Source organism: Amycolatopsis albispora (assembly GCF_003312875.1).
GTDB lineage: Bacteria > Actinomycetota > Actinomycetes > Mycobacteriales > Pseudonocardiaceae > Amycolatopsis > Amycolatopsis albispora.
Map to the genome: position 1 here is coordinate 2,509,943 of NZ_CP015163.1, position 25,514 is coordinate 2,535,456.

Annotated in this window: 20 protein-coding genes; 10 read left to right on the forward strand and 10 right to left on the reverse strand. The window is 71.9% G+C overall.

Annotated elements, in window-relative coordinates:
* Window positions 1–117 precede the first annotated feature (117 nt).
* Complete coding sequence (locus A4R43_RS11725) at window positions 118–5,592, forward strand: ATP-binding protein (RefSeq protein ID WP_113692368.1); 5,475 nt, start codon at window positions 118–120, stop codon at window positions 5,590–5,592.
* Here the strand turns inward: A4R43_RS11725 and A4R43_RS11730 are convergent.
* From A4R43_RS11730 to dinB, 4 genes are all read right to left on the reverse strand, one after another.
* Window positions 5,567–6,604 (reverse strand): glycosyltransferase 87 family protein, encoded by a 1,038-nt coding sequence (locus A4R43_RS11730; protein ID WP_113692369.1) that lies wholly within the window; start codon window positions 6,602–6,604, stop codon window positions 5,567–5,569. The two genes, A4R43_RS11725 and A4R43_RS11730, sit on opposite strands and share 26 nt — an antisense overlap.
* A 93-nt stretch (window positions 6,605–6,697) precedes the next feature.
* Complete coding sequence (locus A4R43_RS11735; protein ID WP_113692370.1) at window positions 6,698–7,345, reverse strand: response regulator; 648 nt, start codon at window positions 7,343–7,345, stop codon at window positions 6,698–6,700.
* Window positions 7,342–8,547 (reverse strand): sensor histidine kinase, encoded by a 1,206-nt coding sequence (locus A4R43_RS11740; RefSeq protein WP_162788413.1) that lies wholly within the window; start codon window positions 8,545–8,547, stop codon window positions 7,342–7,344. Before A4R43_RS11740 ends, A4R43_RS11735 begins: the two co-directional genes overlap by 4 nt.
* 47 nt (window positions 8,548–8,594) lie before the next feature.
* Window positions 8,595–9,791 (reverse strand): DNA polymerase IV, encoded by a 1,197-nt coding sequence (gene dinB, locus A4R43_RS11745; protein ID WP_113697513.1) that lies wholly within the window; start codon window positions 9,789–9,791, stop codon window positions 8,595–8,597.
* A gap of 259 nt (window positions 9,792–10,050) precedes the next feature.
* Here dinB and A4R43_RS42660 point away from each other — a divergent pair, with 259 nt between their 5' ends.
* On the forward strand, window positions 10,051–10,704 hold the full coding sequence (locus tag A4R43_RS42660) for a VldE C-terminal domain-containing protein (RefSeq protein ID WP_162788414.1): 654 nt from the start codon (window positions 10,051–10,053) through the stop codon (window positions 10,702–10,704).
* Here the strand turns inward: A4R43_RS42660 and A4R43_RS11755 are convergent.
* From A4R43_RS11755 to A4R43_RS11765, 3 genes are all read right to left on the reverse strand, one after another.
* Window positions 10,670–11,155 carry a DnaJ family domain-containing protein gene (locus tag A4R43_RS11755; RefSeq protein ID WP_205215302.1) on the reverse strand — a complete coding sequence of 162 codons (486 nt, stop codon included), beginning with the start codon at window positions 11,153–11,155 and terminating at the stop codon, window positions 10,670–10,672. The two genes, A4R43_RS42660 and A4R43_RS11755, sit on opposite strands and share 35 nt — an antisense overlap.
* An 18-nt stretch (window positions 11,156–11,173) precedes the next feature.
* Window positions 11,174–12,049, reverse strand: a complete 876-nt coding sequence (locus A4R43_RS11760; protein WP_113692373.1) for an NAD(P)-dependent oxidoreductase — start codon at window positions 12,047–12,049, stop codon at window positions 11,174–11,176.
* A 75-nt stretch (window positions 12,050–12,124) separates the two neighbouring features.
* Window positions 12,125–12,745: a class I SAM-dependent methyltransferase gene (locus A4R43_RS11765; RefSeq protein WP_113692374.1), complete on the reverse strand. Its 621-nt coding sequence runs from the start codon at window positions 12,743–12,745 to the stop codon at window positions 12,125–12,127.
* Between the two features lie 248 nt (window positions 12,746–12,993).
* Here A4R43_RS11765 and srmL point away from each other — a divergent pair, with 248 nt between their 5' ends.
* The 4 genes from srmL (at window position 12,994) to A4R43_RS11785 (ending at window position 17,592) form a co-directional block, all read left to right on the forward strand.
* Window positions 12,994–14,055, forward strand: coding sequence for a PheS-related mystery ligase SrmL (srmL, locus tag A4R43_RS11770; protein ID WP_113692375.1), 1,062 nt, complete (start codon window positions 12,994–12,996; stop codon window positions 14,053–14,055).
* 114 nt (window positions 14,056–14,169) lie between these two features.
* Entirely contained in the window at window positions 14,170–14,937 is a 768-nt protein-coding gene (locus A4R43_RS11775; protein WP_113692376.1) for a DUF742 domain-containing protein, read from the forward strand.
* Between the two features lie 43 nt (window positions 14,938–14,980).
* Window positions 14,981–16,744: a serine/threonine-protein kinase gene (locus A4R43_RS11780; RefSeq protein WP_113692377.1), complete on the forward strand. Its 1,764-nt coding sequence runs from the start codon at window positions 14,981–14,983 to the stop codon at window positions 16,742–16,744.
* A 71-nt stretch (window positions 16,745–16,815) separates the two neighbouring features.
* Complete coding sequence (locus A4R43_RS11785; RefSeq protein ID WP_236808921.1) at window positions 16,816–17,592, forward strand: FHA domain-containing protein; 777 nt, start codon at window positions 16,816–16,818, stop codon at window positions 17,590–17,592.
* Between the two features lies 1 nt (window position 17,593).
* Here the strand turns inward: A4R43_RS11785 and A4R43_RS11790 are convergent, their stop codons facing one another.
* The gene (locus A4R43_RS11790; RefSeq protein ID WP_113692379.1) at window positions 17,594–18,487 is read right to left on the reverse strand and encodes a hypothetical protein; all 894 of its coding nucleotides are present in this window, start codon (window positions 18,485–18,487) and stop codon (window positions 17,594–17,596) included.
* 118 nt (window positions 18,488–18,605) lie between these two features.
* Window positions 18,606–19,706, reverse strand: a complete 1,101-nt coding sequence (locus A4R43_RS11795; protein ID WP_113692380.1) for a S1 family peptidase — start codon at window positions 19,704–19,706, stop codon at window positions 18,606–18,608.
* A 250-nt stretch (window positions 19,707–19,956) separates the two neighbouring features.
* Between A4R43_RS11795 and A4R43_RS11800 the strand changes: the two genes are divergently transcribed.
* The gene (locus tag A4R43_RS11800) at window positions 19,957–20,847 is read left to right on the forward strand and encodes an RNA polymerase sigma-70 factor (protein ID WP_113692381.1); all 891 of its coding nucleotides are present in this window, start codon (window positions 19,957–19,959) and stop codon (window positions 20,845–20,847) included.
* A gap of 81 nt (window positions 20,848–20,928) precedes the next feature.
* On the opposite strand, the gene A4R43_RS42665 is transcribed toward A4R43_RS11800, so the two are convergent.
* Complete coding sequence (locus A4R43_RS42665) at window positions 20,929–21,105, reverse strand: hypothetical protein (RefSeq protein ID WP_162788415.1); 177 nt, start codon at window positions 21,103–21,105, stop codon at window positions 20,929–20,931.
* Window positions 21,106–21,475: 370 nt separating this feature from the next.
* On the opposite strand from A4R43_RS42665, the gene A4R43_RS11805 reads away from it, so the two are divergent.
* The 3 genes from A4R43_RS11805 (at window position 21,476) to A4R43_RS11815 (ending at window position 25,455) form a co-directional block, all read left to right on the forward strand.
* A complete protein-coding gene (locus tag A4R43_RS11805; RefSeq protein WP_113692382.1) occupies window positions 21,476–22,837 on the forward strand; it encodes an MFS transporter in 1,362 nt (453 codons plus the stop codon).
* A 112-nt stretch (window positions 22,838–22,949) separates the two neighbouring features.
* On the forward strand, window positions 22,950–23,939 hold the full coding sequence (locus tag A4R43_RS11810; RefSeq protein WP_113692383.1) for a LysR family transcriptional regulator: 990 nt from the start codon (window positions 22,950–22,952) through the stop codon (window positions 23,937–23,939).
* A gap of 79 nt (window positions 23,940–24,018) precedes the next feature.
* Entirely contained in the window at window positions 24,019–25,455 is a 1,437-nt protein-coding gene (locus A4R43_RS11815; RefSeq protein WP_113692384.1) for a S1 family peptidase, read from the forward strand.
* The last annotated feature ends 59 nt before the right edge of the window (window positions 25,456–25,514 follow it).

Here is a 25,514-nt window from a genome sequence, read left to right on the forward strand (position 1 = left end):
AGCCGGGCGCCCGCCATGCGCCGGTGACGACATATGACTACTCGGCGGTATGCGAGAGGGTACGGGTATCCAAACGGGTATTCAGACGGGTCAGCGGGATCTTGGAGGCTCAGCTCGGTGTTCAGTCGTGTCGCCATCGTCAACCGTGGGGAGTCCGCGATGCGGCTCATCCACGCCGTCCGCGAACTCGCCGTGGAAACCGGGCGGCGGATCGAAACCGTCGCCCTGTACACGGACGCGGATCGCACGGCCACCTTCGTGCGGGAGGCGGACATCGGCTACTGCCTCGGCCCGGCTTCGGCCCGCCCGTACCTCGATCTCGAGGTGCTCGGGCGCGCGCTGACCGAGACCGGCGCGGACGCCGCCTGGGTCGGCTGGGGCTTCGTGGCCGAGGATCCCGCCTTCGCCGAGCTGTGTGAAAAGCTCGGCATCACCTTCGTCGGCCCGAGCCCCGACGCGATGCGCCGCCTCGGGGACAAGATCGGCGCGAAGCTGATCGCCGAAGAGGTCGGCGTGCCGGTCGCGCCGTGGAGCCGCGGCGCGGTGGAGAGCCTGGACGCCGCGATCGAGGCCGCGGGCCGGATCGGCTACCCCCTGATGCTCAAGGCGACCGCCGGTGGTGGCGGCCGCGGCATCCGCGTGATCAACTCGGCCGCCGAGCTGGCCGAAGCCTACGAGCGCACCAGCATGGAGGCCGAGCGCGCCTTCGGCAGCGGCGTGGTCTTCCTGGAGCGCCTGGTCACCGGCGCCCGCCACGTCGAGGTCCAGGTGATCGCCGACGGCCAGGGCACCGCGTGGGCGCTGGGCGTGCGTGACTGCTCGGTGCAGCGGCGCAACCAGAAGATCATCGAGGAGTCGGCGTCCCCGGTGCTGTCCGCCGAGCAGGCCGCCGAGCTGAAGGCCGCCGCCGAGCGCCTCGCGCTGGCCGTGGACTACCGCGGCGCGGGCACCGTCGAATTCCTGTACCACCCCGGCGAGCAGCTGTTCGCCTTTCTCGAGGTGAACACCCGCCTCCAGGTGGAGCACCCGATCACCGAGGCCACCACCGGCGTCGACCTGGTCAAGGCGCAGCTGCACGTGGCCGCCGGTGGCAAGCTCGAAGGCGAGCCGCCCGCCGAACAGGGCCACGCCATCGAGGCCCGCCTGAACGCCGAGGACCCGGACCGCGACTTCGCGCCGTCGCCCGGCCGCATCGTCCGGCTCGATCTGCCCGCGGGCCCCGGCATCCGCGTGGACACCGGCGTCAGCGAAGGCGACACCATCCCGGCCGACTTCGACTCGATGATCGCCAAGATCATCGCCTACGGCCGTGACCGCGACGAGGCGCTCGGCCGCCTGCGGCGCGCGATGGCGCAGACCACGGTGATCATCGAGGGCGGGGCCACCAACAAGAGCTTCGTGCTGGACCTGCTCGACCAGCCCGAGGTGCTCGACGCCTCGGCCGACACCGGCTGGATCGACCGCGTGCGCGGTGAAGGCAGGCTGGTCACCCACCGGCATTCCGCGGTCGCGCTGGCCGCGGCCGCCATCGAGGCCTACGAGGACGAGGAAGAGGTGGCCCGCCAGCGGCTGCTGTCCACCGCGCACGGCGGCCGCCCGCAGGTCCAGCTGGACAGCGGCCGGCCGCTGGAGCTGAAGCTGCGGGGCGCCGGGTACAAGGTGCAGGTCTCGCGGGTCGGCCCGCAGCGGTTCCGCGTCGGCGTTTCCGGTGGTGACGGCGAGCCGCACGCGGCCGACGTCGAGATCGACCGGTTCGACCGGTTCACCGGGCAGATCACCGTCAGCGGGCAGCGGTTCCGGCTGGTTTCGGCCAGCCACGGCCCGATCCACCTGGTCGAGGTGGACGGCGTGGCGCACCGGATCAGCCGCGACGAGGGCGGTGTGGTCCGCTCCCCCGCGCCCGCGCTGGTGGTGGCCACGCCGCTGGAGGTCGGCGCCGAGGTCGAGGCGGGCGCTCCGGTGCTGGTGCTGGAAAGCATGAAGATGGAGACCGTGCTGCGGGCGCCGTTCCGCGCCCGGCTCAAGGAATGCGCGGTCTCGGTGGGCAGCCAGGTGGAGACCGGCGCGCCGCTGCTGCGGCTGGAACCGCTCGGTGACGGCGCTGCCGCCGCCGAGGCCGCCAAGGACAGCGTGTCGATCGACCTGCCTGCCGAACCCGCCGGAATCCCCGCGCGGGACCGGGTTTCGCGTGGCCTGGCGGATCTGCGGCACCAGCTGCTCGGCTTCGACGCCGACCCGGTCGACAGTGGCCGCGTGCTCGCCGACTACCTCGCGGCGAGGGCGGAACTGGTCGCCGAGGGCGGCCGCCCGCTGGCCGGTGAGCTGGAGCTGCTCACCGTGTTCGCCGACCTGTCCGAGCTGAGCCGGAACCGCCCGGCCGGTGAGGAGTCCACTTCGGACTCCCGCGTGCACAGCCCCCGCGAGTACTTCCACACCTATCTGCAGAGCCTGGACGTCGAACGCGCCGGGGTGTCGGCCACCTTCCAGGAGCGGCTGGCCAAGGTGCTCGGCCACTACGGGGTCGGCGACCTGGAGCGCACACCCGAGCTGGAGACCGCGGTCTTCCGCATCTTCCTGGCCCAGCAGCGCGCGAACGCGGGCGCCGACGTGGTGGGCGCGCTGCTGCGGCAGTGGCTCAAGGAGGGCCCGCCCGGCGGTGCCCTGCGCGACACCACCGGCCCGGCGCTGGAACACCTGATCGCCGCCACCCAGCTGCGCTTCCCGGCGCTGTCCGACCTGGCGCGCGGCGTGGTGTTCACCTGGTTCGCCCAGCCGCTGCTGCGCCGCCACCGGGCGGAGGTCTACACCGCGGTCCGCAAGCACCTGCGTCACCTCGACCGGCACCCGGACGCGCCGGACCGCGCCGAGCGGATCGCCGAGATGGTGGCCAGCACCGAACCGCTGGTCCGCCTGCTCGGGCAGCGCATCGGCCGCGAAGGGGTGGACCACGCGCCGCTGCTCGAAGTGCTGTCCCGCCGCTACTACGGCAACCGCGGGCTGTCGGACGTGCGTGCCGAGCAGGTGGGCGGCTGCACCTTCGTGGTCGCGGAAAGCCAGAAGGGCGACGGTGCCGCACGCGTGGTGACCACCGCGGTCGACTTCGGCTCGCTCGGTGAGGCGGTCCGCGCGATCGGCTCGCTGTCGGCCGGCAGCGACCTGGTCGCCGACGTCTACCTCAGCTGGGACGGCCAGCCGTCCGACGCCGACGAGATGGCTGCCGAACTGCGCAAGGTGATCGCCGCCGGTGAGCTGCCGAGCAGCGTGCGCCGGGTGACCACCACGGTGGCCGGGCGCAGCGGCGCGGTGATGCACCACCACTTCACCTTCCGCCCGTCCTCGGCCGGGTTCGCCGAGGAGCGGCTGATCCGCGGGCTGCACCCGCTGATCGCGCGGCGCATGCAGATCGAGCGGCTGAGCAACTTCGACCTGACCCGCCTGCCGTCGCCGGACGAGGAGGCCTACCTGTTCCGGTGCGTGGCGCCGTCGAACCCGGCCGACGAGCGGCTGGTGGCGCTGGCCCAGGTCCGCGACCTGACCCCGCTGCGCGACAGCGAGGGCAGGCTGTACGCGCTGCCCGCGCTGGAGCAGGTGCTGGCCACCTGCCTGGACGCGATCCGCACGGTCCAGGTGCAGCGGCCGGCGCGCAAGCGGCTGGGCACCAACCGGATCGTCATCTACGTGTGGCCGCCGAGCGAGCTGACCATGCACGAGGTGAACACCATCGCCCAGCGCGTGCTGCCGACCACCGCCGGCGCCGGGCTGGAGGAGGTGCTCTTCCTCGGCAGGCAGCGGGATCCGGAGACCGGCGAGCTGACCAAGACGGCCTTCCGGATCGGCTACGACGCCGGGCACGGCCCGCGGCTGACCGTGGGCGAGCCGGAGACCGACCCGATCGAGCCGATGGACGCCTACCGGCAGAAGGTGGTGCGCGCGAGCAGCCGCGGCACGGTCTACCCGTACGAGCTGACCGGCATGCTCACCGGCGAAGGCGGCAGCTTCACCGAGTACGACCTCGAAGACGGCAAGCTGGTGCCGGTGGACCGCCCGCGCGGGGAGAACTCCGCGGCGATCGTGGCCGGGGTGGTCACCACGCCGACCCGCCGCCACCCGGACGGCATGACCAGGGTGGTGCTGCTCGGCGACCCGACGAAGTCGCTGGGCGCGCTGTCCGAGCCGGAGTGCGCGCGGGTGATCGCCGCGCTCGACCTCGCCGAGGAACTGCGGGTGCCGCTGGAGTGGTACGCGCTGTCCTCCGGCGCGCGGATCTCGATGGACTCGGGCACCGAGAACATGGACTGGGTGGCGGCCGCGCTCAAGCGGATCGTGCACTTCACCCAGGACGGCGGTGAGATCAACATCGTGGTGGTCGGCATCAACGTCGGCGCCCAGCCGTACTGGAACGCCGAAGCCACCATGCTGATGCACACCAAGGGCATCCTGGTGATGACCCCGGACTCGGCGATGGTGCTGACCGGCAAGCAGGCGCTGGACTTCTCCGGCGGGGTCTCGGCCGAGGACAACTTCGGCATCGGCGGCTACGACCGGGTGATGGGGCCGAACGGGCAGGCGCAGTACTGGGCGCCGAACCTGGCCGCCGCACGCGACCTGCTGATGTCCTACTACGACCACACCTACGTGGTGCCCGGCGAGTCCGGGCCGCGGCCGATCGGCACCACCGACCCGCACGACCGCGACGTCACCACCTATCCGCACGCGGCCGAAGGCAGCGACTTCACCACGGTCGGCGAGATCTTCTCGGCGGAGACCAACCCGGACCGCAAGAAGTCCTTCGACATCCGCACGGTGATGCGCGCGCTGTCCGACCAGGACCACCCGGTGCTGGAGCGCTGGGCCGGCATGGCCGACGCGGACACCGCCGCGGTGCAGGACGTGCACCTCGGCGGGCGGCCGGTGTGCCTGCTCGGCATCGAGTCGCGGCCGGTGCCGCGGCGGGGTTTCCCGCCCACCGACGGGCCGGACGCCTACACCGCGGGCACGCTGTTCCCCCGCTCGTCGAAGAAGGCGGCGCGGGCGATCAACGCGGCCAGCGGCAACCGGCCGCTGGTGGTGCTGGCGAACCTGTCCGGGTTCGACGGCTCGCCGGAGTCGATGCGGAAGCTGCAACTGGAGTACGGCGCCGAGATCGGCAGGGCGATCGTCAACTTCGAGGGCCCGATCGTGTTCTGCGTGATCTCGCGGTACCACGGCGGCGCGTTCGTGGTGTTCTCCAAGGCGCTCAACCCGAACATGACCGTGCTGGCCGTGGAGGGCTCGTACGCGTCGGTGATCGGCGGTGCCCCGGCGGCGGCGGTGGTCTTCGCCGGTGATGTCAACGCCCGTACCGCCAAGGACCCGCGGGTGGCCGAGCTGGAGACCAGCGTGGCCGAGGCGACCGGTGCCGAGCGGGCCGCGCTGACCACGAAGCTGGCCGAGGTCCGGTCGGCGGTCCGCACGGAGAAGCTCAGCGAGGTGGCCACCGAGTTCGACCGGGTGCACAGCATCCGGCGCGCGGTCGAGGTGGGTTCGGTGGACGAGATCATCAGCGCGGCCGAGCTGCGCCCGAAGATCATCGAAGCGATCGAACGGGGCTGAGCAGGCCACCGGCCCGCATCCCGAGCAGGAGCACCGCGGTGAAGAGGTACGCGTTGCCGGTGAGCACCACCGGCAACGCGAACACCGCGGCGAGCGGCCGCAGGACGGGCCGGTGCACCAGCAGCGGCACCAGCCAGACCCAGTGGTGCGTCCAGGAAATCGGGCTCACCAGCAGGGCGCAGCCCGCGGTGGCGAGCAGCGCGCCCCGCGTGTCACCGCCCTGGTGCAGGCGGCGGACCACCAGCGCGGTGGCCACCACGGCCACCGCGCAGCCGCCCGCGATCACCGCGGACCGCCAGTCCTCCGGCACGGTCCTGGTGACGAACCCGTGCCACGACTGGTTGCCGATCCAGCCCCCGGTCTGCGCGAAGTGGTCGTTGACCAGCGCCGAAGTCCAGTACCGCAGTGAATCCCTTGGCAGCGCCAGGAAACCGAGTGTGGTGGCACCGGCGAAGGCACCCAGCGCCCGCAGCGCGCCGGCGCGGCGGCCGGTGAGCAGCAGGTGCCCGATGAAGATCAGCGGCACCAGCTTGATCGCCGCGGCCACCCCGATCAGCAGGCCGCGATACCGGGATTCCCGCAGCACCAGCACATCCGCGGTCACCATGGCCATCAGCACCAGGTTCACCTGGCCGAGCCCGACGCTCTGCCACACCGGGTACAGCGCGAATCCGCCGAGCACGAGCCACCAGCGCCGGTCGTCGGTGAACGCGCGCACGGTGACCGCGAGCGCGGGTGCCGCGGCCATCGCGAGCAGCGACCAGCACCACTGGGCCGGCAGCAAGGCCAGCGGCGTGCACAAAAGCGCGGCGAACGGCGGATAGGTGAACGGCAGTTCCGGGGCCCAGTCCGGCAACGCGGCCAGGTGGTCGTACAACGGCTGCCCGTGCAGCACGGCCCAGCCGCCCGCGCGGTAGACCGCGGTGTCCACGCCCAGCGGCAGGTCCAGCACCCACCAGAGCGGGCCGATCGCCCCCAGCACCACCGACACCACCGTGATCAGTGCTTTCACGAGGCACGACGATGCCGTGGATCCGCCCGCGGATCGTCGGGCCGGGGCACGGTTCCGGGGCTACTCCCCCGGTAGCTCCCCGGCGCCGGTGTACTACCCGGGTACCACGACGCCCGACTCGTAGGCGGCGATCACCGCCTGCGCGCGGTCCCGCACGCCGAGCTTCGCGAACACCCGGCTGACATGGGTTTTCGCCGTCTGCTCGGCGATCACCAGCGCGGCCGCTATCTCCTGATTGGACAGTCCTTTCGCGACCAGCCGGAGCACCTCGGTCTCGCGCTCGGTCAGCTCACCGACGCGGGTACCGGGTGACGGGCCGCGCGCGGCGAACTCCCGCACCAGGCGCCGGGTCACCGACGGCGCGAACAGGGCGTTGCCCGCGGCGATCACCCGGACCGCGGTGACCAGGTCGTCCAGCGGCGCGTCCTTGAGCAGGAACCCGCTGGCCCCGGCACGCAGCGCGCCGTAGACGTACTCGTCTATGTCGAACGTGGTCAGCATCAGCACGCGCGCGGGCTGCGCCGGGTCGGCGAGAATGCGGCGGGTCGCCTCCAGGCCGTCCATCTCCGGCATGCGGACGTCCATCAGCACCACGTCCGGCCGCAGCCGGGCACAGCAATCCACCGCCGCCGCTCCGTCGGCCGCCTCGCCGAGCACGCGCACGTCGTCCTGCGCGTCGAGCGCCGCCCGGAAGCTCTGCCGGACCATCGTCTGGTCGTCGGCCACGACCACGGTGATCACTGGGCCTCCCGCTCCGCCACCGGCAGCCACGCGGCCACCCGGAATCCGCCGTCGCCGGTCGCGCCCGCCTCCAGCGTGCCGCCCAGCACGGCGACCCTCTCACGCATGCCGAGCAGGCCGTGCCCCGGACCGGTGCGCTCGGCGGGCCGCGCGCCCGCGGTGTTGCGCACGACGGCCTGCACCGACACCTCGTCCACCGCCAGCTCGACCGTGATCCGGCTGCCGGTGGCGTGCCGGGCCGCGTTGCTGAGCGCCTCCTGCACGATCCGGTGGATCGACAACGCCACCCCGGCGGGCAGCGCGTCCAGGTCCCCGCGTACCTCGAGTTCGCACTCCACGCCGAGCGCGCGCACCCGGTCGACCAGGCCGGTGATCTGGGGCGCGACGGGCTGGGGCTCGGTCGGGACTTCGGTGCCTTCGGCCCGCAGCACACCGAGCAGGCGGCGCATCTCGACCATGCCCTCGCGCGCGGTCTCGCTGAGTTCGGCGAACTCGGCGCGCACCTCGCTGGGCAGATCGGGGAAGCGGAAGCGGGCGGAGTCGGTGCGCAGGGTGAGCACGGACATGTGGTGGGCGACGACGTCGTGCAGTTCACGCGCGATGCGGGCGCGTTCGGCGAACACCGCGGTCCGGGTGGCCGCGGCGGCCCGCTGGTGCTCGGCGATCCGGCGCTGGCGGACGGTGTTGCCCAGCACCAGCACCACGACCATCATCACCACCAGCAGCAGCCAGTCGCGGAAGTCGCCGACGTGCAGCGGCAGCAGCGCGGCGGTGACCACCGCGACCACGGCGACCACGCCCTGTTCGTGGCTCTCGGCCACGACGTACAGCACCAGCGCGGTGACCAGCGCCAGCCCCGGTGACCACGCCCAGCCCCACTGCGCTGCCGAGCCGGGGTGCGCCAGCGGGGTGAGCGCGATCAGCACCAGCAGCACCCGCCACGCCCACAGCGGCGACCGGACGGCGAGCACCGCCGGGGCGGCGATCGCGAGCGCCACCGGGACGGCGAAGGCGGTGCCGCGCAATGAACCGGGCGCGGTGAGCACGGCGACGAACGCGCCCCAGAACCCGACCGCGCAGTAGACGACCACCCGCAGCCGCCGCAGCGCGGCCGACCGCGACACCTCCGCCTGTGGCCTGGCCCCGGTGAAAAGCGTGGAGCGGACCACCCGCGCCCACTCGCCCCATCGTGTGCTCGCCACAGCCGTCCAGCCTACGGTTCCGCGGGTTCCGGCGGCAGCACGCCGGGTCAGTCCGGGAGCAGCGGGACCTGGATGCCCTGGTCCTTCCCGAGCAGCACGGCACGCGTCACCGCCGTGGCGCCGTACCGCTCCCGCAGGTCGTCGAGCGTGGCGTCCAGCGTGCCGTCCGGCGCCTTCCCGAACGGCAGCGCCAGCTGGACCGCGTTCTGGTCGTCCAGGTTCGACAGGGTCAGGCCCAGCAGCGTGATGCCCTGCTTCTCGATCACCGGCAGCGCCCCGGCCAGCAGGTCCCTCGCGGTGGACAGGACCACCTTCGTGCTGGCCGTGGACTCGCGCAGGGTGTGCGAGCGCGTGGCACGGGAGCTGTCGGCGAACCGCAGGCGCAGCACCACCGTCCGGCACACCCGGTGTGCCGCCCGCAGCCGCTTGCCGAGCCGGTCGACGATGCCGAGCAGGATGGCGTCGAGGTCCTCGGCGGTGCGCGGCCGCCGCCCGAGCGCGCGCTGCGAGCCGATCGACCCGCGCCGCTTGCCGACCCGCACCGGGCGCGGGTCCCGGTTGTGCGCCAGGGCGTGCAGGTGGTGCCCCGCCGCGCGCCCCAGCATCGACACCAGCCGCGCCTCGGGCAGCCGCGCCACCTGCGCGACCGTGGTGATGCCGCGCGAGTGCAGCCGTTCGGCGGTGACCCGGCCGACGCCCCAGAGCCGTTCCACCGGCAGCGGGTGCAGGAAGTCCAGCTCACCGTCGGGCGGCACCACCAGCAGCCCGTCCGGCTTGGCCACCGCGCTGGCCACCTTCGCGAGGAACTTGGTGCGGGCCACGCCCACGGTGATCGGCAGCCCGACCTCGCGCAGCACCTCCTCCCGCAGCCGCACCGCGATACCGGCCGGATCACCGCGCAGCCGCTTCAGCCCGGCGACGTCCAGGAAGGCCTCGTCGATGGAGATGCCCTCGACCAGCGGCGTGGTGTTCCGGAACACCGCGAACACCGCCTTGCTGGCCGCCGAGTACGCCTTCATCCGCGGCGGCACCACAACCGCGTCCGGGCACAGCGCGCGGGCCTGCCAGCCGCCCATCGCGGTGCGCACGCCCCGCGCCTTCGCCTCGTAACTGGCCGCCAGCACCACGCCCCCGCCGACGATCACCGGGCGCCCGCGCAGGCTCGCGTCGTCACGCTGCTCGACCGAAGCGTAGAACGCGTCCAGGTCGGCGTGGAGAATCGTGGCCTCGGTTCGCACGAACACATGTTCGCATCCGAACCCGCCGAAATCGACCACAATCGCTCACCTGTTCGATTAGTGTCGCGATTGCGGAGAGTTGTCGCCAGGTCACGGAAAACCGCTGGACGTGCGGGGACGTATACCGCACAAAAGGGTTGCTTGCCCGATTTGTGGCGCTCGACACTCCAGCGTGACTCTGCCGTTGCCGTTTCGTAACGTGGCCGTCGGCTCTGGCGCCAGAGCTACCCACCGGTACCCCCGAACCAGTGAGTGAGCAGCAGCAATGCCAGGAAGACATCGTAAGAAGGTCGCGTCGTGGAAGGCTCCGGCCGGACTCGGCGCGGGCGTCGCCGCCGCGCTTGTTGTGCCCGTGTGGCTGGCAGGCGGGCCGTGGGAGTCCCCGGAAAACGGGGTCGCCATGGCCATGCAGGCGCCGCCACCGCCCCCACCCGCGCTCCCCGCCCCCGCGCTGAGCACCACCCCGCCCCCGGCCACCACCACGACGACTCCCCCGACGTCGTCGACCACCACGACCACACCCCCGCCGGCCACCACCTCGGAGAAGACCCCCGAACCCGAGCAGTGCGGCACCAGCCTGGCCGGTACGAAGCCCCACGTCGCCAAGGTCGGCAACCACATCAAGGCCAAGTTCGGCGTCGACGACATCGGCGGCGCCGCGGGCCGGGCCGGTGCCAGCGACCACCCGGCGGGCCTCGCGCTGGACTTCATGGTCGGCACCGCCAAGGGCAACGAGATCGCCGACTACCTGCTGGAGAACCAGAAGGAGTTCGGCATCACCTACGTGATCTGGCGGCAGCGCTACAACGACGGCAGCGGCTGGTCCACCATGGAGGACCGCGGCGGCGAGACCGCGAACCACTACGACCACGTGCACGTTTCGTTCAGGTCCGGCGCCAGCGTCGACGTAACCTGCTGAGCCAGGACACCCGCTCCGGCGGCGGGGCCTGGGCGGGTTCGGCCGGCGCCTCCCTGGCCGCCCGCCAGGCCTCGACCACCTCGTCGGCGTCCGCGGGGCCGATCGGCACGTACGGCCCGACCGGCATCCGCAGCCACGCCTCGATCTGCGCGTTGAGCTCGGCCACGTGCTCGCGGACCGCCTTCTCGCCGCGCAGCCCGCGCACCCGGTCCGGCAGCCGTTCCAGCTCCTTGCGCAGCCGGAGCGACTCCGGCAGCAGCGGATCCGCGGAGACGCCCTCCCGGCGCAGGTAGTCCCGCAGCCACCACTGCTCGTCGCGGGGCCGGTGCAGCCCCGGCAGTGGCTTGCCCGCGCCGGGCAGGTCGTCGAACTCACCGCGTTCCTGTGCCTCGCGGATCTGGCGGTCCACCCACCGCTCCCAGTCGGCGCCCGTCGGTTTCCGTTCGGTCATGCCCTCCAGTATTCCGGCTCAGCGGCGGCGCCGGAGCTGCTCGAACAGGCTGGTCCAGCTCTTGGCGCCGTCCCCGGCGGCGATGGCCCGGTCGTACTGGTCCTTGACCGCCCTGGGCAGCCCGGTGTCGATCCCGGCTTCGTAGCTGGCCTGCACGATGTGGTCAGCGGTGGCACCCATCATCTTCGCGTTGGCCTCGTCGCCGGGGTGCTCGCCGCTGTCGATGTGCCCCGGCGCCTCCCCGATGATCGGCGCGATCGTGTTGAAGTTGCTCTCCGCGTACGGCCAGAACCGCTCGGCCGGCACGCCGTGTGCCTCCAGCAGCGCGTTCGCGTGCAGGTAGGCCGACAGCGAGGTGAGGAAGATGTCCAGCTGCGCCTGGTAGAACAGCTGCGCCAGGGCGTGGTCGGCGCCGAGGTGGTCGGTGCGGCCGATCAGCGCGAGCGTGTCGCGGAACCGCTCGAACACCGCCTCCGGGCCGCTGTAGAACACGTACGAGCCCTCCTGCCCGACCATCTCGGCGGGCACCATCACGCCGCCCGCGATCAGCTCGGCACCGCGCTCGGCCAGCCACTCCGCCGCCTCGCGGGTGCGGCTGGGCGTGTCGGAGCTGAGGTTGACCACCACGCGGCCCTTCAGCACGTCGCCGAGCGGGCCGAGGATGTCGTACATCGCCTGGTAGTCGGTGAGGCTGAGGATGACCAGCTCGTTCTCGGCGACCGCGTCGGCCGCGCTGTCCGCCCGCTTCGCCCCGGCGGCGACCACGCCGTCGGCGCGGCTCGCGGTGCGGTTCCACACGGTCACCGGGTGACCGCCGGTGAGCAGCACCCGCACCATCGCCTGACCCATCGGGCCGAGGCCGATGAAGGTGACCGGGGTCGGGTTGTTCGTCATGGGGTAACCGTCCTTGTCCGTCGATGTCCGTCGATGTTTCTGACCTGGCCCACGCTGCCCGCCCGCACCTGCGGATCACTTCCGGTTCACGCACGGCCGATCGAAAGTCCAGGTCAGGCGCCCTTCGCGGGCCAGCGGCAGCGCCGCGCGGTGCACCAAGGCGGGCGGCAGGTTCGGCCAGATCAGCGGCCCCCGCGTCACCACCGCGAACCGCTCCCGCAGCGACGCGGCGAACCGGCGTGCGGGCGGGGTCCACGCCGCGTGCCCGTAGGCGAAGGTGGTGAACCGGCCCTCCGGCGCGAGCACCGCGATGACCTGGTCGAGGATGCGGTCCCGTTGCGCGGCGGGCAGCACCGCCCACGGCAGGCCGGACACCACCACGTCCACCGGATTGTCCACATAGGACGCGAGCGCTTCGGCCGAGTCGTGCACCACGGTCACCGGGCCGCGGCCGTAGCGGGCTCGCAGCGGTGTGGCCAGCCGCTCGTTCAGCTCGACCGCGACCAGCCGTGCCCCCGGCCGCAGCCGGTGCAGGATCGCCTCGGTGAACACCCCGGTGCCCGGCCCCAGCTCGACCACGGTGCGGGCGTGCTCCAGGCCGAGGCCCGCGGTCATCGCCGCGGCCAGCCGCCGGGAACTCGGTGCGATGGCCCCGGTCAGCACCGGGTGGCGGAGGAATTCAGTGGTGATCGACATGCCCCCGGACGCTAGGAACCACGGCGGTCGCGGCACATCCGTCGGATCGACCGGTCTGCTCCCCCACCGGAAAATTCCGGTGCGCCCGCGCGCGGTCGCCGGTTAACTTCGTGGCATGAGCACGCGCCGATTTACCTGCCCCCTGGTCGTCATCGACCACGGGGCCCGGCCGCGCTGACCGGTGCCCGCGCGGCGAACGCGGCCAGGGGGCTTTCCCACCCAGGCCCGTTCACCTCCCGGAGGCACCCGTGTCCACGCTCGAAGATCTGCTGTCCGTCCGCGACCTCACCGATCCCGCCGAAGGCCCGCACGCCCTGCAACTCGTCGTCGATCGCGCCGTCGGCGCGTTGCGCGAACTCTGGCCCTGCGAAGTCCGCGTGCGCCGCGGCGAGCGGGTGGTCACCGTCGCCGACAACTACGACAACCTCGGCTACGACCGCGCCGCGGTGACCAGGGACGCCCGCTACACCCGCTACGCCGGACCCGATCGGGTGCTGCGCAGTCACTCCAGCGCGCTGATCCCGGCCGCGCTGCGTGAGCTGGCCGCCGATCCGGTGGACGACGTGCTGCTGGTGTGCCCCGGAATCGTCTACCGCCGCGATTCCATCGACCGGCTGCACACCGGAATGCCGCACCAGCTCGACCTCTGGCGCGTCACGCGCGCGGAAATCGGCGAGGCCGAACTGGCGGCGATGACCGCCGCAATTGTTTCCGCCGTGTTACCTGGCTCGATCGAATCGAAAACACCACGGAAACATCCCTATACCCGATCCGGTTGTCAGCTCGACGTGAACGGGGTGGAAATCGGCGAATGCGGCCTGATCCACCCGGCCGTGACGGCACGAGCCGGGCTGGGTCCCGAGTGGCGCGGGCTCGCGCTCGGGCTCGGCCTCGACCGCATCCTGATGCTGGCCAAGGGCATTCCCGACATCCGGCTGCTGCGCTCGCGTGAACCGGCCGTGCAGGCGCAGCTGACCGATCTCCGGCCGTACCGCCCGGTCTCCACCAGGCCCGCGACCAGCAGGGATGTCTCGATCGTGGTGGATTCCGACGACGTCGCCGAGGATCTCGGCGACCGCGTGCGCGAGGCACTCGGCGCCGACGCCGACTGTGTCGAGACGGTCGAAATCCGGCACGCGACACCGTACGAGGAACTGCCCGAAGTGGCGCGCGAACGGCTGGGCGCCCGGCCGGGGCAGCAGAACCTGCTCGTCCGGATCGTGCTCCGTCACCTCGACCGCACCCTTTCCTCGGCCGAGGCGAATGAGTTGCGTGATCGCATTTACGCCGCCCTGCACCAAGGTGGGTGATTCCCCCGAAGGGCGGGTGACAAGGGCCATTTCACCGGTAACATGGGCGCCTTCGAAACTGTTGGAACTGTTGACACTGTCGAAACGCGCTCCGCTGGGCGGTCGAGGCGAATCATGGGTGAACCAGAACCGGTGCTCGGGCTGTCCGGTGCGCGCTTCCCGACCGCCAGGCAGCGCGCGAAACTGGGTGACGAGAGCGGCGAGAACGGCGCAGGCACGTCCGACGGCGAGCACGGCCGCGACGGGAAGAAGCGGCGGCGGCACAACAAGGACCGCGTCGGCCGGTCCGGGGCCCGGTTCCCGTCGGCGAGCGTGCTGGAGAAGTACGCGGACCCCGAACCGGAGGCTACCCTCGAACCAGACTCCGCCCCCGAACCAGGCGCGGCCTCCGAACCGCAGGCCGAAGCACGGACCCCGCTGCCACCGGCCCCGCCGACCCCGCCTGCCCCGCCAACAGCACCGTCACCACTGTCATCACCGGAAGCGCGGGAAGCGCGGGAACGGCCGAAGCCGGGGCACGAGCCCGAGTCCGACCTGCTGCCCGCCGACGAGGGTCTCCGGGTGCGCCCGTACGTGCTCACCGGCGGGCGCACCCGCAGCAGGCGCAGGCTCGCCATCGAAACGCTGGTCGCGGTCCATCCCGGCGGGCGCACGGGGTTCACCACCCCGGAATCCGAGCGGGTGCTCTCCATCTGCCTGCAACCGCGTTCCGTGGCCGAAATCGCCGCTCAGCTGTCGGTGCCGCTCGGCGTGGCGCAGGTGCTGATCGGCGATCTCGCCGACGCCGGGCGCGTCACCGTGCACGCCACCGCGACCACCGGCGACGGCCGTCCCGACCTCGCGCTCATGCGCAGGGTGCTGGAGGGGCTCAAGCGGTTGTGACCCACGCCATCGGCCGTTCGGCCGAATGCAGTAGGTTGCCCGCGTGCAGCAAGGGCAGCTGATCTCCGGCCGGTACCGGCTCGAGGAGAAAGTCGGCACCGGCGGCATGGGCGTGGTCTGGCGGGCGGTGGACGAACAGACCGGCGAGCCGGTCGCGCTCAAGCTCGGCAGCGGGGATCTGTGCCGCGAAGCCGAAATCGCCGCGAAGATCCGGCATCCCGGTGTGGTGCGGCTGCACGAGCTGACCCCGGACGGCGCCGACCAGTGGCTGGTCATGGAGTACGTGCCCGCGCGGAGCCTGGCCACCCGCCTGAGTGAAGGCGGCACCCTCTCCCCCGCCGAAGCCGCGCGCATCGGCGCGCAATTGGCCGGTGCGCTCGCCGCCGTGCACGCGGCCGGGATCGTGCACCGCGACGTCACCCCGGCCAACGCGCTGATCACCGAGGACGGCACGGCGAAGCTGACCGACTTCGGCATTTCGCGCCCGGTGTGGCGTGAGGTCACCATGACCGAGGGCTCGCTGGTGCCCGGCACCCCCGGTTATCTCGCGCCCGAGGTGGCCGGTGGCGCGGACCCGACCACCGCGTCGGACGTGTTTTCCTTGGGAGCAGTGCTGTTCCGCGCGGTCGAAGGCACCAGTCCCTTCGGTGAGGCGGAAAACCCGCTCGTGCTGCTGCGCCGCGCGGTCGCCGCCGACATCCGGCCCGCACCACACGCCGAAGCGCTCGGTCCGGTGCTTTCGGCTCTGCTGAGCGAAGATCCCGCCGACCGCCCGGATGCCGCGCGAGCGCGTGAACTGCTTGAGGTGGTCGCCTCCGGTGCCACCACCGCGGAGGTGACGCGCGCGCTGGATCGCCGTCCCGGCAAGGGAAAGCGCGTGGTGCTCGCGCTCGCCGCCGCCGTGGTGGTGGCCGCCGCCGCGACCGTGGTGGTGCTGGCGAACCGGGACGAGGAGGCCCGGCCGGTGCTGATGGGCGACCCGCACACCGCCGATCCGTGCGGCCTCACCGACGCCGCCGCGCTCGCCCGCTTCGGCACGGTCACCCTGGAAACCGACTACGGCGCCTTCGAACGCTGCGACGTGATGGTGCAGATCCCCGACGGCATCCGCGTCGACGTGCGGTTCGAACTGGGTGCCCCGCTCCCGCCCGGCACCCCGGATTCGGGCCCGGCCGACGAACTCGGCGGCATGCGCGTGCTCCGGCGGCCGCTCGAGGAGGAGGCCTGCCTGCGGGAGATCGTGCTGGCCGACCGGAACCGCGTCTACATCGAGGCCGAGCGCGACGAGGGGGAAGGCACCGCCGACTACTGCGCGATCTCCGACCTGGCCACGGAAATCGCCGTGGGCAAGCTGGCCGGCGGTGAGGTGCCCCGGCGGCCACGCCGGTTCGACGCCGATTCGCTCGCCCAGCTCAAAGCCTGCGAGTTGCTCGACGCCGCCGCGCTCGCGCGCATCCCCGGCGCCGAACCCGCGCACGCGGAAACCGAATTCGCCGACTGGGCCTGCGATTGGGAGAACCCGGCGGCCGAACTGGGCATCCAGCTGAAGTTCGACCGCAACCAGCCGCTGTCCGACCGGCACGGCACGGCGGCCGAGGTGAACGGGCACGAGGTCCGGCTCGATCCCGAGGACGACGGCGCGGGCACCTGCGTGGCCCGCGTGGTGCACCGCGGTTACCACGACCGCGACGGCCGGTCGCTGGTCGAGCTGGTGCACCTGACGCTGGACGGCGACCTGCCGGTGGACCGGATCTGCGAGACCACCTCGGCGCTGGCCACCGCGGTGGCCGGGAAACTACCCGGCTGAGCGCTTCCGGGAGGGGTCCCGCCGGGAGCATGCTTGACTGCCGCGGCAAGCCGGTGATCGGGAGTGTGCCAGTGGAAGCAGCAGGAACACGGCTGTCCGCCAGGGAAAGCCTGGCCTTCGGGGTGCCGCCGGCGAAACCGGGCACCATGTTCGCGCTCGCGGTGGCCGGGGGCGTCACGATGACCCCGCGGGACGGGCGGCAGGTACTGTTCGGCCGCAACCGGCCCGAAGTGCACGTCTGCGTCGGTGAGGACGATCGCAAGGTCAGCCGCCGCCACGGCGAGTTGGTCTACACCGCCGAGCACTGGTGGGTGCGCAACACCGGGCGGCTGCCGCTGCGGCTGCCGCGCTCGCGGCTGCTGTTCCCGGAGGAAGATCCGCTTCCGCTGGCCGAGGGGTACACGCCACTGTTCGTCCGCGGCTCCGGCGGCCGCGAGCACCTGCTGGAGCTGTACGTCTCGGGCGCCGACGGGGGGCGCCCGATCTCACGGCACCAGGAGGTGACCGAGCCGCCGCGGACCTGGCGGCTCAGCGGGGACGAGCGGCTGGCGCTGATCGTGCTCGGCCAGCGGTACCTGCTCCACGAGGCGCGGCCGCAGCCGCTGCCGTGGCGGCAGGCCGCCGACCAGCTCGCCGAGCTGCGCCCCGGCCAGAACTGGGGGCCCAAACGGCTGGAGCACCTGGTCAGCGGCGTGCGGCGGCGGCTGTCGAAGGCGGGGGTGGCCGGGCTGACCAAGGAGGAGGTCGGCGAGCCGGTGGGCAACGCGCTCAACGACAACCTGCTGCGCGAGCTGATGCTGTCCACCACGCTGGTGCCGCCGGACCTGGCCGCGCTGGACGGCGAGTAGCTCAGAGCGTGGCCAGCCGGTCCACGCCGAGGCCGCCGATGAACAGCCGTTCCTTCCGGTTGCCCAGCAGTTCCTGTGTCCAGGGCACGAATCCGCCGTCGCCGAGTTCGCACCATTCGCCGCCGGCGTGGCAGAACAGCTTGAAGCAGAGCCCGGTGTAGTAACCGCGGCCGGATTCGCGGCCGGGGTCGTCGGCCACTTCGCCGGGAATCGCGGCCCGGATGGCGTCGGCGACCACGGTGTACCGAGGGTCCAGCACGGTCAGCCGGACCTCGAGCGGTCCGTCCACCTGGGCCCGTACCGCGGTGGTCATCGCCCGGATGAGTTCGGGCGCGTGCTCCCGTTCGAACCCGAGGTTCCCGGTGTCGCGGCCCGCGGTCACCAGGCCCAGCAAGGTGAAGTGGGCGAACAACGCGGGCCCGTCGACGTGTTGCGCGCGCACCACGCGCTGGGCCGTAGCCAGGCGCACCACGTTCTTGGCGTCGTCGCGGCGGCGGATCGCCGCCTCCAGCGCGAGCCCGTTGGTCGGGTCGGCGGCGACCTCGGTGCCGCGCACGGTGGAGACCACCTTGTTCTGGTGCACGGTGCCGACCACCGAATGCAGCCCGAGCGGGGCGAGCGGTGACAGGGTCACCTTTTCGAAGGACGGCGGCAGCGCGTCGAGCGCGGCCGATTCGGCGGCACGCAGGCGGTCGAAGCCAATGCCGGACGGGGCCACGAACCGGTCGGTCAGCCCGCGGCGCACCAGGTCCGGCCCGGACATCCTGGCCGCGCGTTCCCGCATCACGGCCAGCATGAGCGTGGTCAGATCGGCGCCCGGCAGCTCGGCCAGGAGTTCGAGGGTGCGTTCGCCACCCGCTTTCGCCAGTACTCGGGTCAGTGGTCCGTCGGCCATGGCGCATTCTGCGCCGGACGCCCGCCCGCGCGCCAATCGTTTTCCCCGCTCCCCCGGTGAACATGAATGTGGCTTTCGGGGCGAAATCCGCCCCGAAAGCCACATTCGTGTCGCGGGACTAGCCGGTGTAGAGGGTCAGGCCGTAGGCGTTGAGCGCCTCCCTGACCGGCTGGAAGAAGGTCGTGCCGCCGGTGCTGCAGTTGCCGGAGCCGCCCGAGGTCATGCCCTGCGCCTGCACGCGGGTGCCGGAGCCCGGGTCGCTGACCACGGAACCGCCGGAGTCGCCCGGCTCGGCGCAGGCACTGGTGCGGGTCAGGCCGTAGACGATGTCACCGCCGCCGTAGTTCACCGTCTGGTTGAACGCGCCGACGGTGCCGCAGCGCCAGCCGGTGGTCGAGCCGGAGCGGCAGATCCGGCTGCCCACCGGGCTGACCGTGGACCCGGCCACGGTCACGTCCGAGCCGCTGGACCAGCGGTCCACCAGCGGGGTGGACACCGCCGACGAGCTGGTCACCCGGATCACGCCGTAGTCGTTGCCGGGGAAGGAACTGCCCGAAACCGAGCCGATCGCGCCGCCGGTGCCGGTGACGCTGCCGCCCAGCTCGGTGCAGTGCCCGGCGGTGATGACGTACCGGGTGCCCGCGGAGTTGCGCGCGTTGAAGCCGATCGAGCAGCGGCCGCCGCCGAAGTAGATGGCCTGGCCGCCGATCAGGTTCCACTTCGGATGGTTGGCCTGGGTGGTCGGCTCGACGCGCACCGCGGCCGAGCCCGCCGAGTTCGCCCAGGCGACGCCGGCCGGATCGTTGTGCAGCACGGAAACCACCACGTCGTTGGTGGTCACGTCGACGTACCAGCCGGTGACCGAGTCGGGCACCGAACCGGCTCTGCCGTCCAATGTGGACTGCACACCGGCCAGCTCGGCGGCGCTGTGCTCGACCACCTTGGGCACCGCGCCGGCGGCACGGATGTCACGGGTGCGCGAAGCGTCGGTGGTGCCGACGACGAACTTGCCGTCGCCGTCGAGCCAGGAACTCGCGTAGGACTCGCCGAGCCGCTGGCTCAGCGACTCCTGCGCCGCGGCCAGCACGGCGGGTTCGGCGGTGGCGTCCAAAGTGGATGCCGTGGTGCTCCCGGTGGCGGAAGCGGGACTGGCGACGGCGGCCGCGGCTGCGGCGGAACCGACCAGTGCCAGGAAAGTACGCAGGGAACGTCGACTCACGAACGGCCTCCAAGGCAGGGAAGGAAAGGGCCGGAAAAGCGACGGTGTACACCTGCCGGAGGACGCTACGCCAAGGCGAGTACCTGGCGGTAGCGGCTATTTGAGCGCTCCCGGGAGCGCGAACGGGCAAGGTGATCCCGGTCACTCCATCACCCTCGGTGACCAGGGCGACCTTCGGCGGCGGACGAACGGTGCCCCACCCGCCCCGAGTGTCGTAGTGGCCCCCGGAGGCCCGTGGTTAGCTGGGCGCGTGACCGCTGGACCACTGGAGGAGTTCGAGAGCGCGCGGCCGCGTGTGTTCGCGCTGGCCTACCGGATGCTCGGCGAGGCCGCCGAGGCCGAGGACGTGGTGCAGGAGGCCTATCTCCGCTGGGAGAAGAGCGAGCCGGTGGGCACCCCGCCCGCCTGGCTGACCAGGGTGGTCACCAATCTCTGCCTCAACCGGCTCACCTCGGCCAGGGCCCGCCGCGAGCGCTACACCGGCCCGTGGCTGCCGGAGCCGGTGGTCAGCGAGCCGGGCCCGGCCGAAACCGCCGAACAGCGCGATTCCCTCCGGTACGGCGTGCTGGTGCTGCTGGAGCGGCTCACCCCGGCGGAGCGGGCGGCGTTCGTGCTCCGCGAGGGCTTCGACTACAGCCATCGTGAGATCGCCGACATTCTCGGCGTCACCGAAGCCAACGCGCGTCAGTTGTACCGGCGTGCGAGAGAACACGTCGGGGAGCCGCGCAAGCGGTTCGAAGCTTCCGCGGACGAGCGGCGCGGCATCGTCGAGCGGTTCCTCGCGGCCACCCTCGACGGCGACCTGCCAGCGCTGGAACGCCTGCTCACCGAGGACGTGGTCGCCTGGTCCGACGGCGGCGGCAAGGTCGGCGCCGGGCGGCGCCCGATCCTCGGCCGCGCCAAGGTGCTGCGCTTCCTGACCGGGCTCGGCGGCCACCCGCGGGCGCGGGCCGCCGAGTTCACCGTCGAGGTGGTCAACGGCGAACCCGCGCTGCTGGTGTTCGAGGCGGGCGCACTGATCGCGGTCATGGTGCCGGAGTTGCGCGACGGGCGGTGCGCCGAAATCCGCACCGTGCTCAACCCGGACAAGCTCGCCTTCGCCGCGGCGCAGCTCGCGGCCCGGCAAGGGAAAAGCGGCTAGCCGGACGCCCGCCGGGCCGTCCGGCAGTTCCCTCTCGGGGCCGGACAAAACCGGGGTCCCGCCGCCGGTCCGGCGGAGCCATCACCAGCACGAAGGCGGTGACACCCTCGATCGATTTGGCGCCGCGGCCGAGCCGGGCAGTATTTCGATCGAATAACTCCCGCGCGGGACCGGCGCGCCGAGCCGGTCCTCGCGCGGACCCGCCACCAGCGCGGACACCCGCGCGTGCGCGGGCGCGAGGCCGGACACCGCCGTCATGATCCCTCCCGTGCCGATGCTGGGGGAAACCTTAGCGCACCGGAGAATACCGTTGTGCCGCAGTGCTTGCCTGCTGTGTCCTCAGTGGACAGTCCGGACCGGACGGCCCGAATTCCGCACGGTGCAAAGCGGATTATCGGCGGGTGAACTTGACAAGACACCTGGTCCTTGACCAAGGTCCTTCCCCAACGCCATAGGCACGAGCTGACGGGGAGGAAGTTCGGCCAGCGAAATCGCTGGTGAGGTGCTTGAATCGACAAGCCGCAGGCAACACACGCGAGGGCGCGGTGACGGCCATGAACAGCGTTCGACCGGTATCGGGGGCCGAACGTGGTGCGGCCACTGCCTTCCAGATTTCGGAGGATCTTTCATGGTCAGCCAGCAAGACGGTAGCGCCGGCCCGGTGGCGGAACCGGACAAGAAAACGCTCCGGAAGGCGATCGCCGCCTCCGCGATCGGTAACGCCACGGAGTGGTTCGACTACGGTGTCTACGCGTACACGGCCAGTTACATCGCCGACGCCTTCTTCCCCAGTGAGGACCCGACCGCGTCCACGCTCGGCAGCCTGCTGGTCTTCGCCGTCTCGTTCCTGATCCGCCCGCTCGGCGGCATGGTCTGGGGTCCGCTGGGTGACCGCCTCGGCCGTCAGCGCGTGCTCGCCACCACCATCCTGCTGATGGCCGGCGCCACCTTCTGCGTCGGCCTGCTCCCCGGTTACGCCACGCTCGGCATCGCCGCGCCGATCCTGCTGATCGTGCTCCGGATGATCCAGGGCTTCTCCACCGGCGGCGAGTACGGCGGCGCGGCCACCTTCATGGCCGAGTACGCCCCGGACAAGAAGCGCGGCAAGTACGGCAGCTTCCTGGAGTTCGGCACGCTGGCCGGGTTCACCTTCGGCGCGCTGCTGGTGCTGATCTTCGAGAAGACGCTCAGCGCCGAGGCGATGGGCGACTGGGGCTGGCGCCTGCCGTTCCTGATCGCCGCCCCGCTCGGGCTGATCGGGCTCTACCTGCGGAGCAAGCTCGAGGACACCCCGGTCTTCCGCGAGCTGGAGAGCAAGGGCGAGACCACGCACGAGACCAAGACGCAGCTGCGCGACCTGGCCGCGTTCTGGAAGCCGCTGGTGCTGCTGATCGGGCTGGTGGTCACGCTCAACGTGGTCAACTACACGCTGCTGGCCTACATGCCCACCTATCTGGAGGGCCAGATCAAGCTCAGCTCCAGCGACTCGCTGACGCTGATCATCATCGGGCAGCTGGCGATGATGTGCCTGCTGCCGTTCTCCGGCGCGCTGTCGGACCGCTGGGGCCGCAAGACCATGTGGTGGATCTCGGTGATCGGCCTGTTCGTGCTGGCCATCCCGTTGTTCAAGCTGATGGGCACCGGGTTCGGCGCGGCGATCCTCGCCTTCGCCATTCTCGGCCTGCTCTACGTGCCGCAGCTGAGCACCATCTCCGCGATGTTCCCGGCGATGTTCCCGACCCACGTGCGCTACGCCGGGTTCGCCATCGCCTACAACGTCTCGACGGCGTTGTTCGGCGGGACCGCGCCGGTGATCAACGAGTGGCTGATCGCCGAGACCGGGGACAACATCGTCCCGGCGTACTACATGATGGCGGCCTGCCTGATCGGCGCACTGGCGCTCATCTTCACCCCGGAGACCAGGGGCGCTTCCCTGCGCGGCCGCGGTGTGCCGGGCGTGGACACCCTGCCGGAACCGGTCGGCAAGTAGGCACCATCCGGGGGCGAGCGGCACTGGGCCGAATGGCCTACGTAGGCCACGCCGTGAGAGTGCAGTAGCGGCAGGGCTGTCGCCGCTCGCCCCTGGCCCCTAACGTTGGCGTATGGAGCTGGAACTGCGCCATTTCCGGATCATCTGCACCGTCGCCGAAGCCGGGAGCATCACCAAGGCCGCTTCGGCGCTGGGGCTGGCGCAGCCCGCGCTCACCGCCCAGCTCCACCGCATCGAACGCACGCTCGGCGGGCCGCTGTTCGACCGCGGCCGCCGCGGGGTGCGGCCCACCCCGCTCGGCGAGCTGGTGCTCTCCCGCGCCCGGCTGCTGCTGCCCGCGGTGTCCACGCTCAAGGAAGAGGCCGCGCGGCTGGCGAACACGGTGGGCAGCGCCGGGAACGGCACCCCCGCCCGGCTGCGGATCGGCTCGGCGAACGGGCACGTGCTCGGCGGGCTGGTGCACCAGCTCAACACCAGCCTTCCCGGCCTCCGCATCACCACGCACGTTTCGTGGTCGGCGGACGAGCTGGCCGCGATGGTCGCCGAAGGCCGTCTCGACTTCACCCTGGCCGGGGTCTGCGGTGACGCGCAACCGCCCGCGCAGCCCGGCCTCGACTGGCGCACGCTTGCCACCGATCCCGTTTTTGTGCTGCTGTCCGACGACCACCCGCTGGCCGGCGCGGACGCCGTCGAGCTGGCCGACCTGGCCGACGCGGACTGGGGCGCCACCCCCGGCGACGGCTGCTTCGGCGACTGCTTCGCCGCCGCCTGCGCCCGCGCCGGGTTCTCCCCGCGCTCACTCTACGAAACCGACGTCACCAGCTGCATCGACCTGGTGGAGTCCGGCGACGCGGTGGTGCTGTGCCAGCCGATGTTGCGCCGGATGCCCGGGGTGCGGGCGGTGCCGATCGCCGGGAACCCGTTGCGGTGGCGCAATCTGCTCGGCTGGCACCCCGAAGCCCCCGCGGCCGCTTTCGCGCCCCGGCTGTTCGAGCTGGCCCGTGCCGCCTACCGGGACGTGACCGCGCGCAGCCCGCGTTACGCGGCCTTCCTGCGCGAGCACCCGGAGTTCGGCGTGCCGGGCCCGACGCCGGTGGTATGACGCAAACGGTATCTCCCGCCGTGTGGAAGCCAAGGTTAACGTCGCTTAACCCGGCCCCCTCACCGCTAGGAGCACCACCATGGCCAGACGCCTGGTCGCCCTGCTCGGAGCCGCCGTCGCGGTCTCCGGCGTGATCACCGCGATGACGGTCACCTCCGCCGTCGCGGGCACCTCGGCCGAAGTACTCGGCGCACTGCAGCGGGACTTCGGCATCAGCGCGGGCGAAGCCGCCACCCGGCTGTCCGATGAGGACCGTGCCGCGAAGACGGATCGCCTGCTGCGCAAGAAGCTTTCCCATGGTTACGGCGGTTCCTGGTACGACCCGGCCAAGGCCAAGCTGGTGGTCGCGGTGACCGGCGACGACGCCGCGAAGACGGCGCGGGCCGACGGCGCGGAGGCCGTGGTGGTCGCCCGCACCGAGGCGCAGCTCGACGCGTTGAAGTCCAAATTGGACAACCGGAGCGCGAGCAGCCCGCGCACGGTGGCCGGCTGGTACGTGGACGTGCCGAGCAACAAGATCGTGCTGCTGTCGCGCGGTGCCGCGCTCGGTGCCGCGCACTCGTTCGTCGCGGCCAGCGGAGTGCCCGCCGACGCGGTCAGCGTGGTCGCCTCCACCGAATCCCCGCGCCCGCTGATCGACGTGGTGGGCGGCAACGCCTACTACATCGGCAGCGGCACGCGCTGCTCGGTCGGTTTCTCGGTGACCGACGGTTTTGTCACCGCCGGGCACTGCGGCAACACCGGCGCGAGCACCAGCCAGCCGACCGGCCAGTTCGCCGGTTCCAGCTTTCCCGGCAACGACTACGCCTACGTCCGCGTCGCCGCGGGCAACACCCCGATCGGCGCGGTGAACAACTACGCCGGCGGCCGGATCCCGGTGGCCGGTTCGCAGGACGCCCCGGTGGGTTCGTCGATCTGCCGGTCCGGTTCGACCACCGGCTGGCGCTGCGGCACCATCCAGGCCCGCAACTCCTCGGTCACCTATCCGCAGGGCACGGTCAGCGGCCTGATCCGCACCAGCGCGTGCGCCGAGCCCGGTGACTCGGGCGGCTCGGCGATCTCCGGCAGCCAGGCCCAGGGCGTGACCTCGGGTGGTTCCGGCAACTGCAGTTCCGGTGGCACCACCTACTTCCAGCCGGTCAACGAGATCCTGCAGACCTACGGCTTGACCCTGGTCACCGACGGCGGCAACCCGCCGGGCGGCGACTGCGACGACGCCGAGAACACCTACACCGGCAACCTGGCCAGTGGTGGCAACGCCATCCAGCCCAACGGCGGTTCCTACACCACCACGACCTCCGGCACGCACCGCGGTTGCCTGGCCGGACCGGCGGGCAGCGACTTCGACCTCTACCTGCAGAAGTGGAACGGCAGCAGCTGGGCCGCGGTGGCCAGCGGCACCAGCCCGGCGGCCAGCGAAACGGTGACCTACAACGGCACCGCGGGCACGTACCGCTGGCGCGTGCACGCCTACAGCGGTTCCGGCACCTACACGCTGGGCACCGACGCTCCCTGAAGCCCGTGAGGAGGCAACCCCGAGCAGCCTCCTCACGCCCGGGCCGCGGGCAGCGCATT

Excerpts from the sequence above, each read along its gene's own strand:
- A4R43_RS42660 (WP_162788414.1), top strand. The coding sequence starts at position 10,051 with ATGCCAGGAAGACATCGTAAGAAGGTCGCGTCGTGGAAGGCTCCGGCC.
- A4R43_RS11755 (WP_205215302.1), bottom strand. The coding sequence starts at position 11,155 with ATGACCGAACGGAAACCGACGGGCGCCGACTGGGAGCGGTGGGTGGAC.
- A4R43_RS11760 (WP_113692373.1), bottom strand. The coding sequence starts at position 12,049 with ATGACGAACAACCCGACCCCGGTCACCTTCATCGGCCTCGGCCCGATG.
- A4R43_RS11765 (WP_113692374.1), bottom strand. The coding sequence starts at position 12,745 with ATGTCGATCACCACTGAATTCCTCCGCCACCCGGTGCTGACCGGGGCC.
- A4R43_RS11775 (WP_113692376.1), top strand. The coding sequence starts at position 14,170 with ATGGGTGAACCAGAACCGGTGCTCGGGCTGTCCGGTGCGCGCTTCCCG.
- A4R43_RS11790 (WP_113692379.1), bottom strand. The coding sequence starts at position 18,487 with ATGGCCGACGGACCACTGACCCGAGTACTGGCGAAAGCGGGTGGCGAA.
- A4R43_RS42665 (WP_162788415.1), bottom strand. The coding sequence starts at position 21,105 with ATGACGGCGGTGTCCGGCCTCGCGCCCGCGCACGCGCGGGTGTCCGCG.
- A4R43_RS11805 (WP_113692382.1), top strand. The coding sequence starts at position 21,476 with ATGGTCAGCCAGCAAGACGGTAGCGCCGGCCCGGTGGCGGAACCGGAC.
- A4R43_RS11810 (WP_113692383.1), top strand. The coding sequence starts at position 22,950 with ATGGAGCTGGAACTGCGCCATTTCCGGATCATCTGCACCGTCGCCGAA.
- A4R43_RS11815 (WP_113692384.1), top strand. The coding sequence starts at position 24,019 with ATGGCCAGACGCCTGGTCGCCCTGCTCGGAGCCGCCGTCGCGGTCTCC.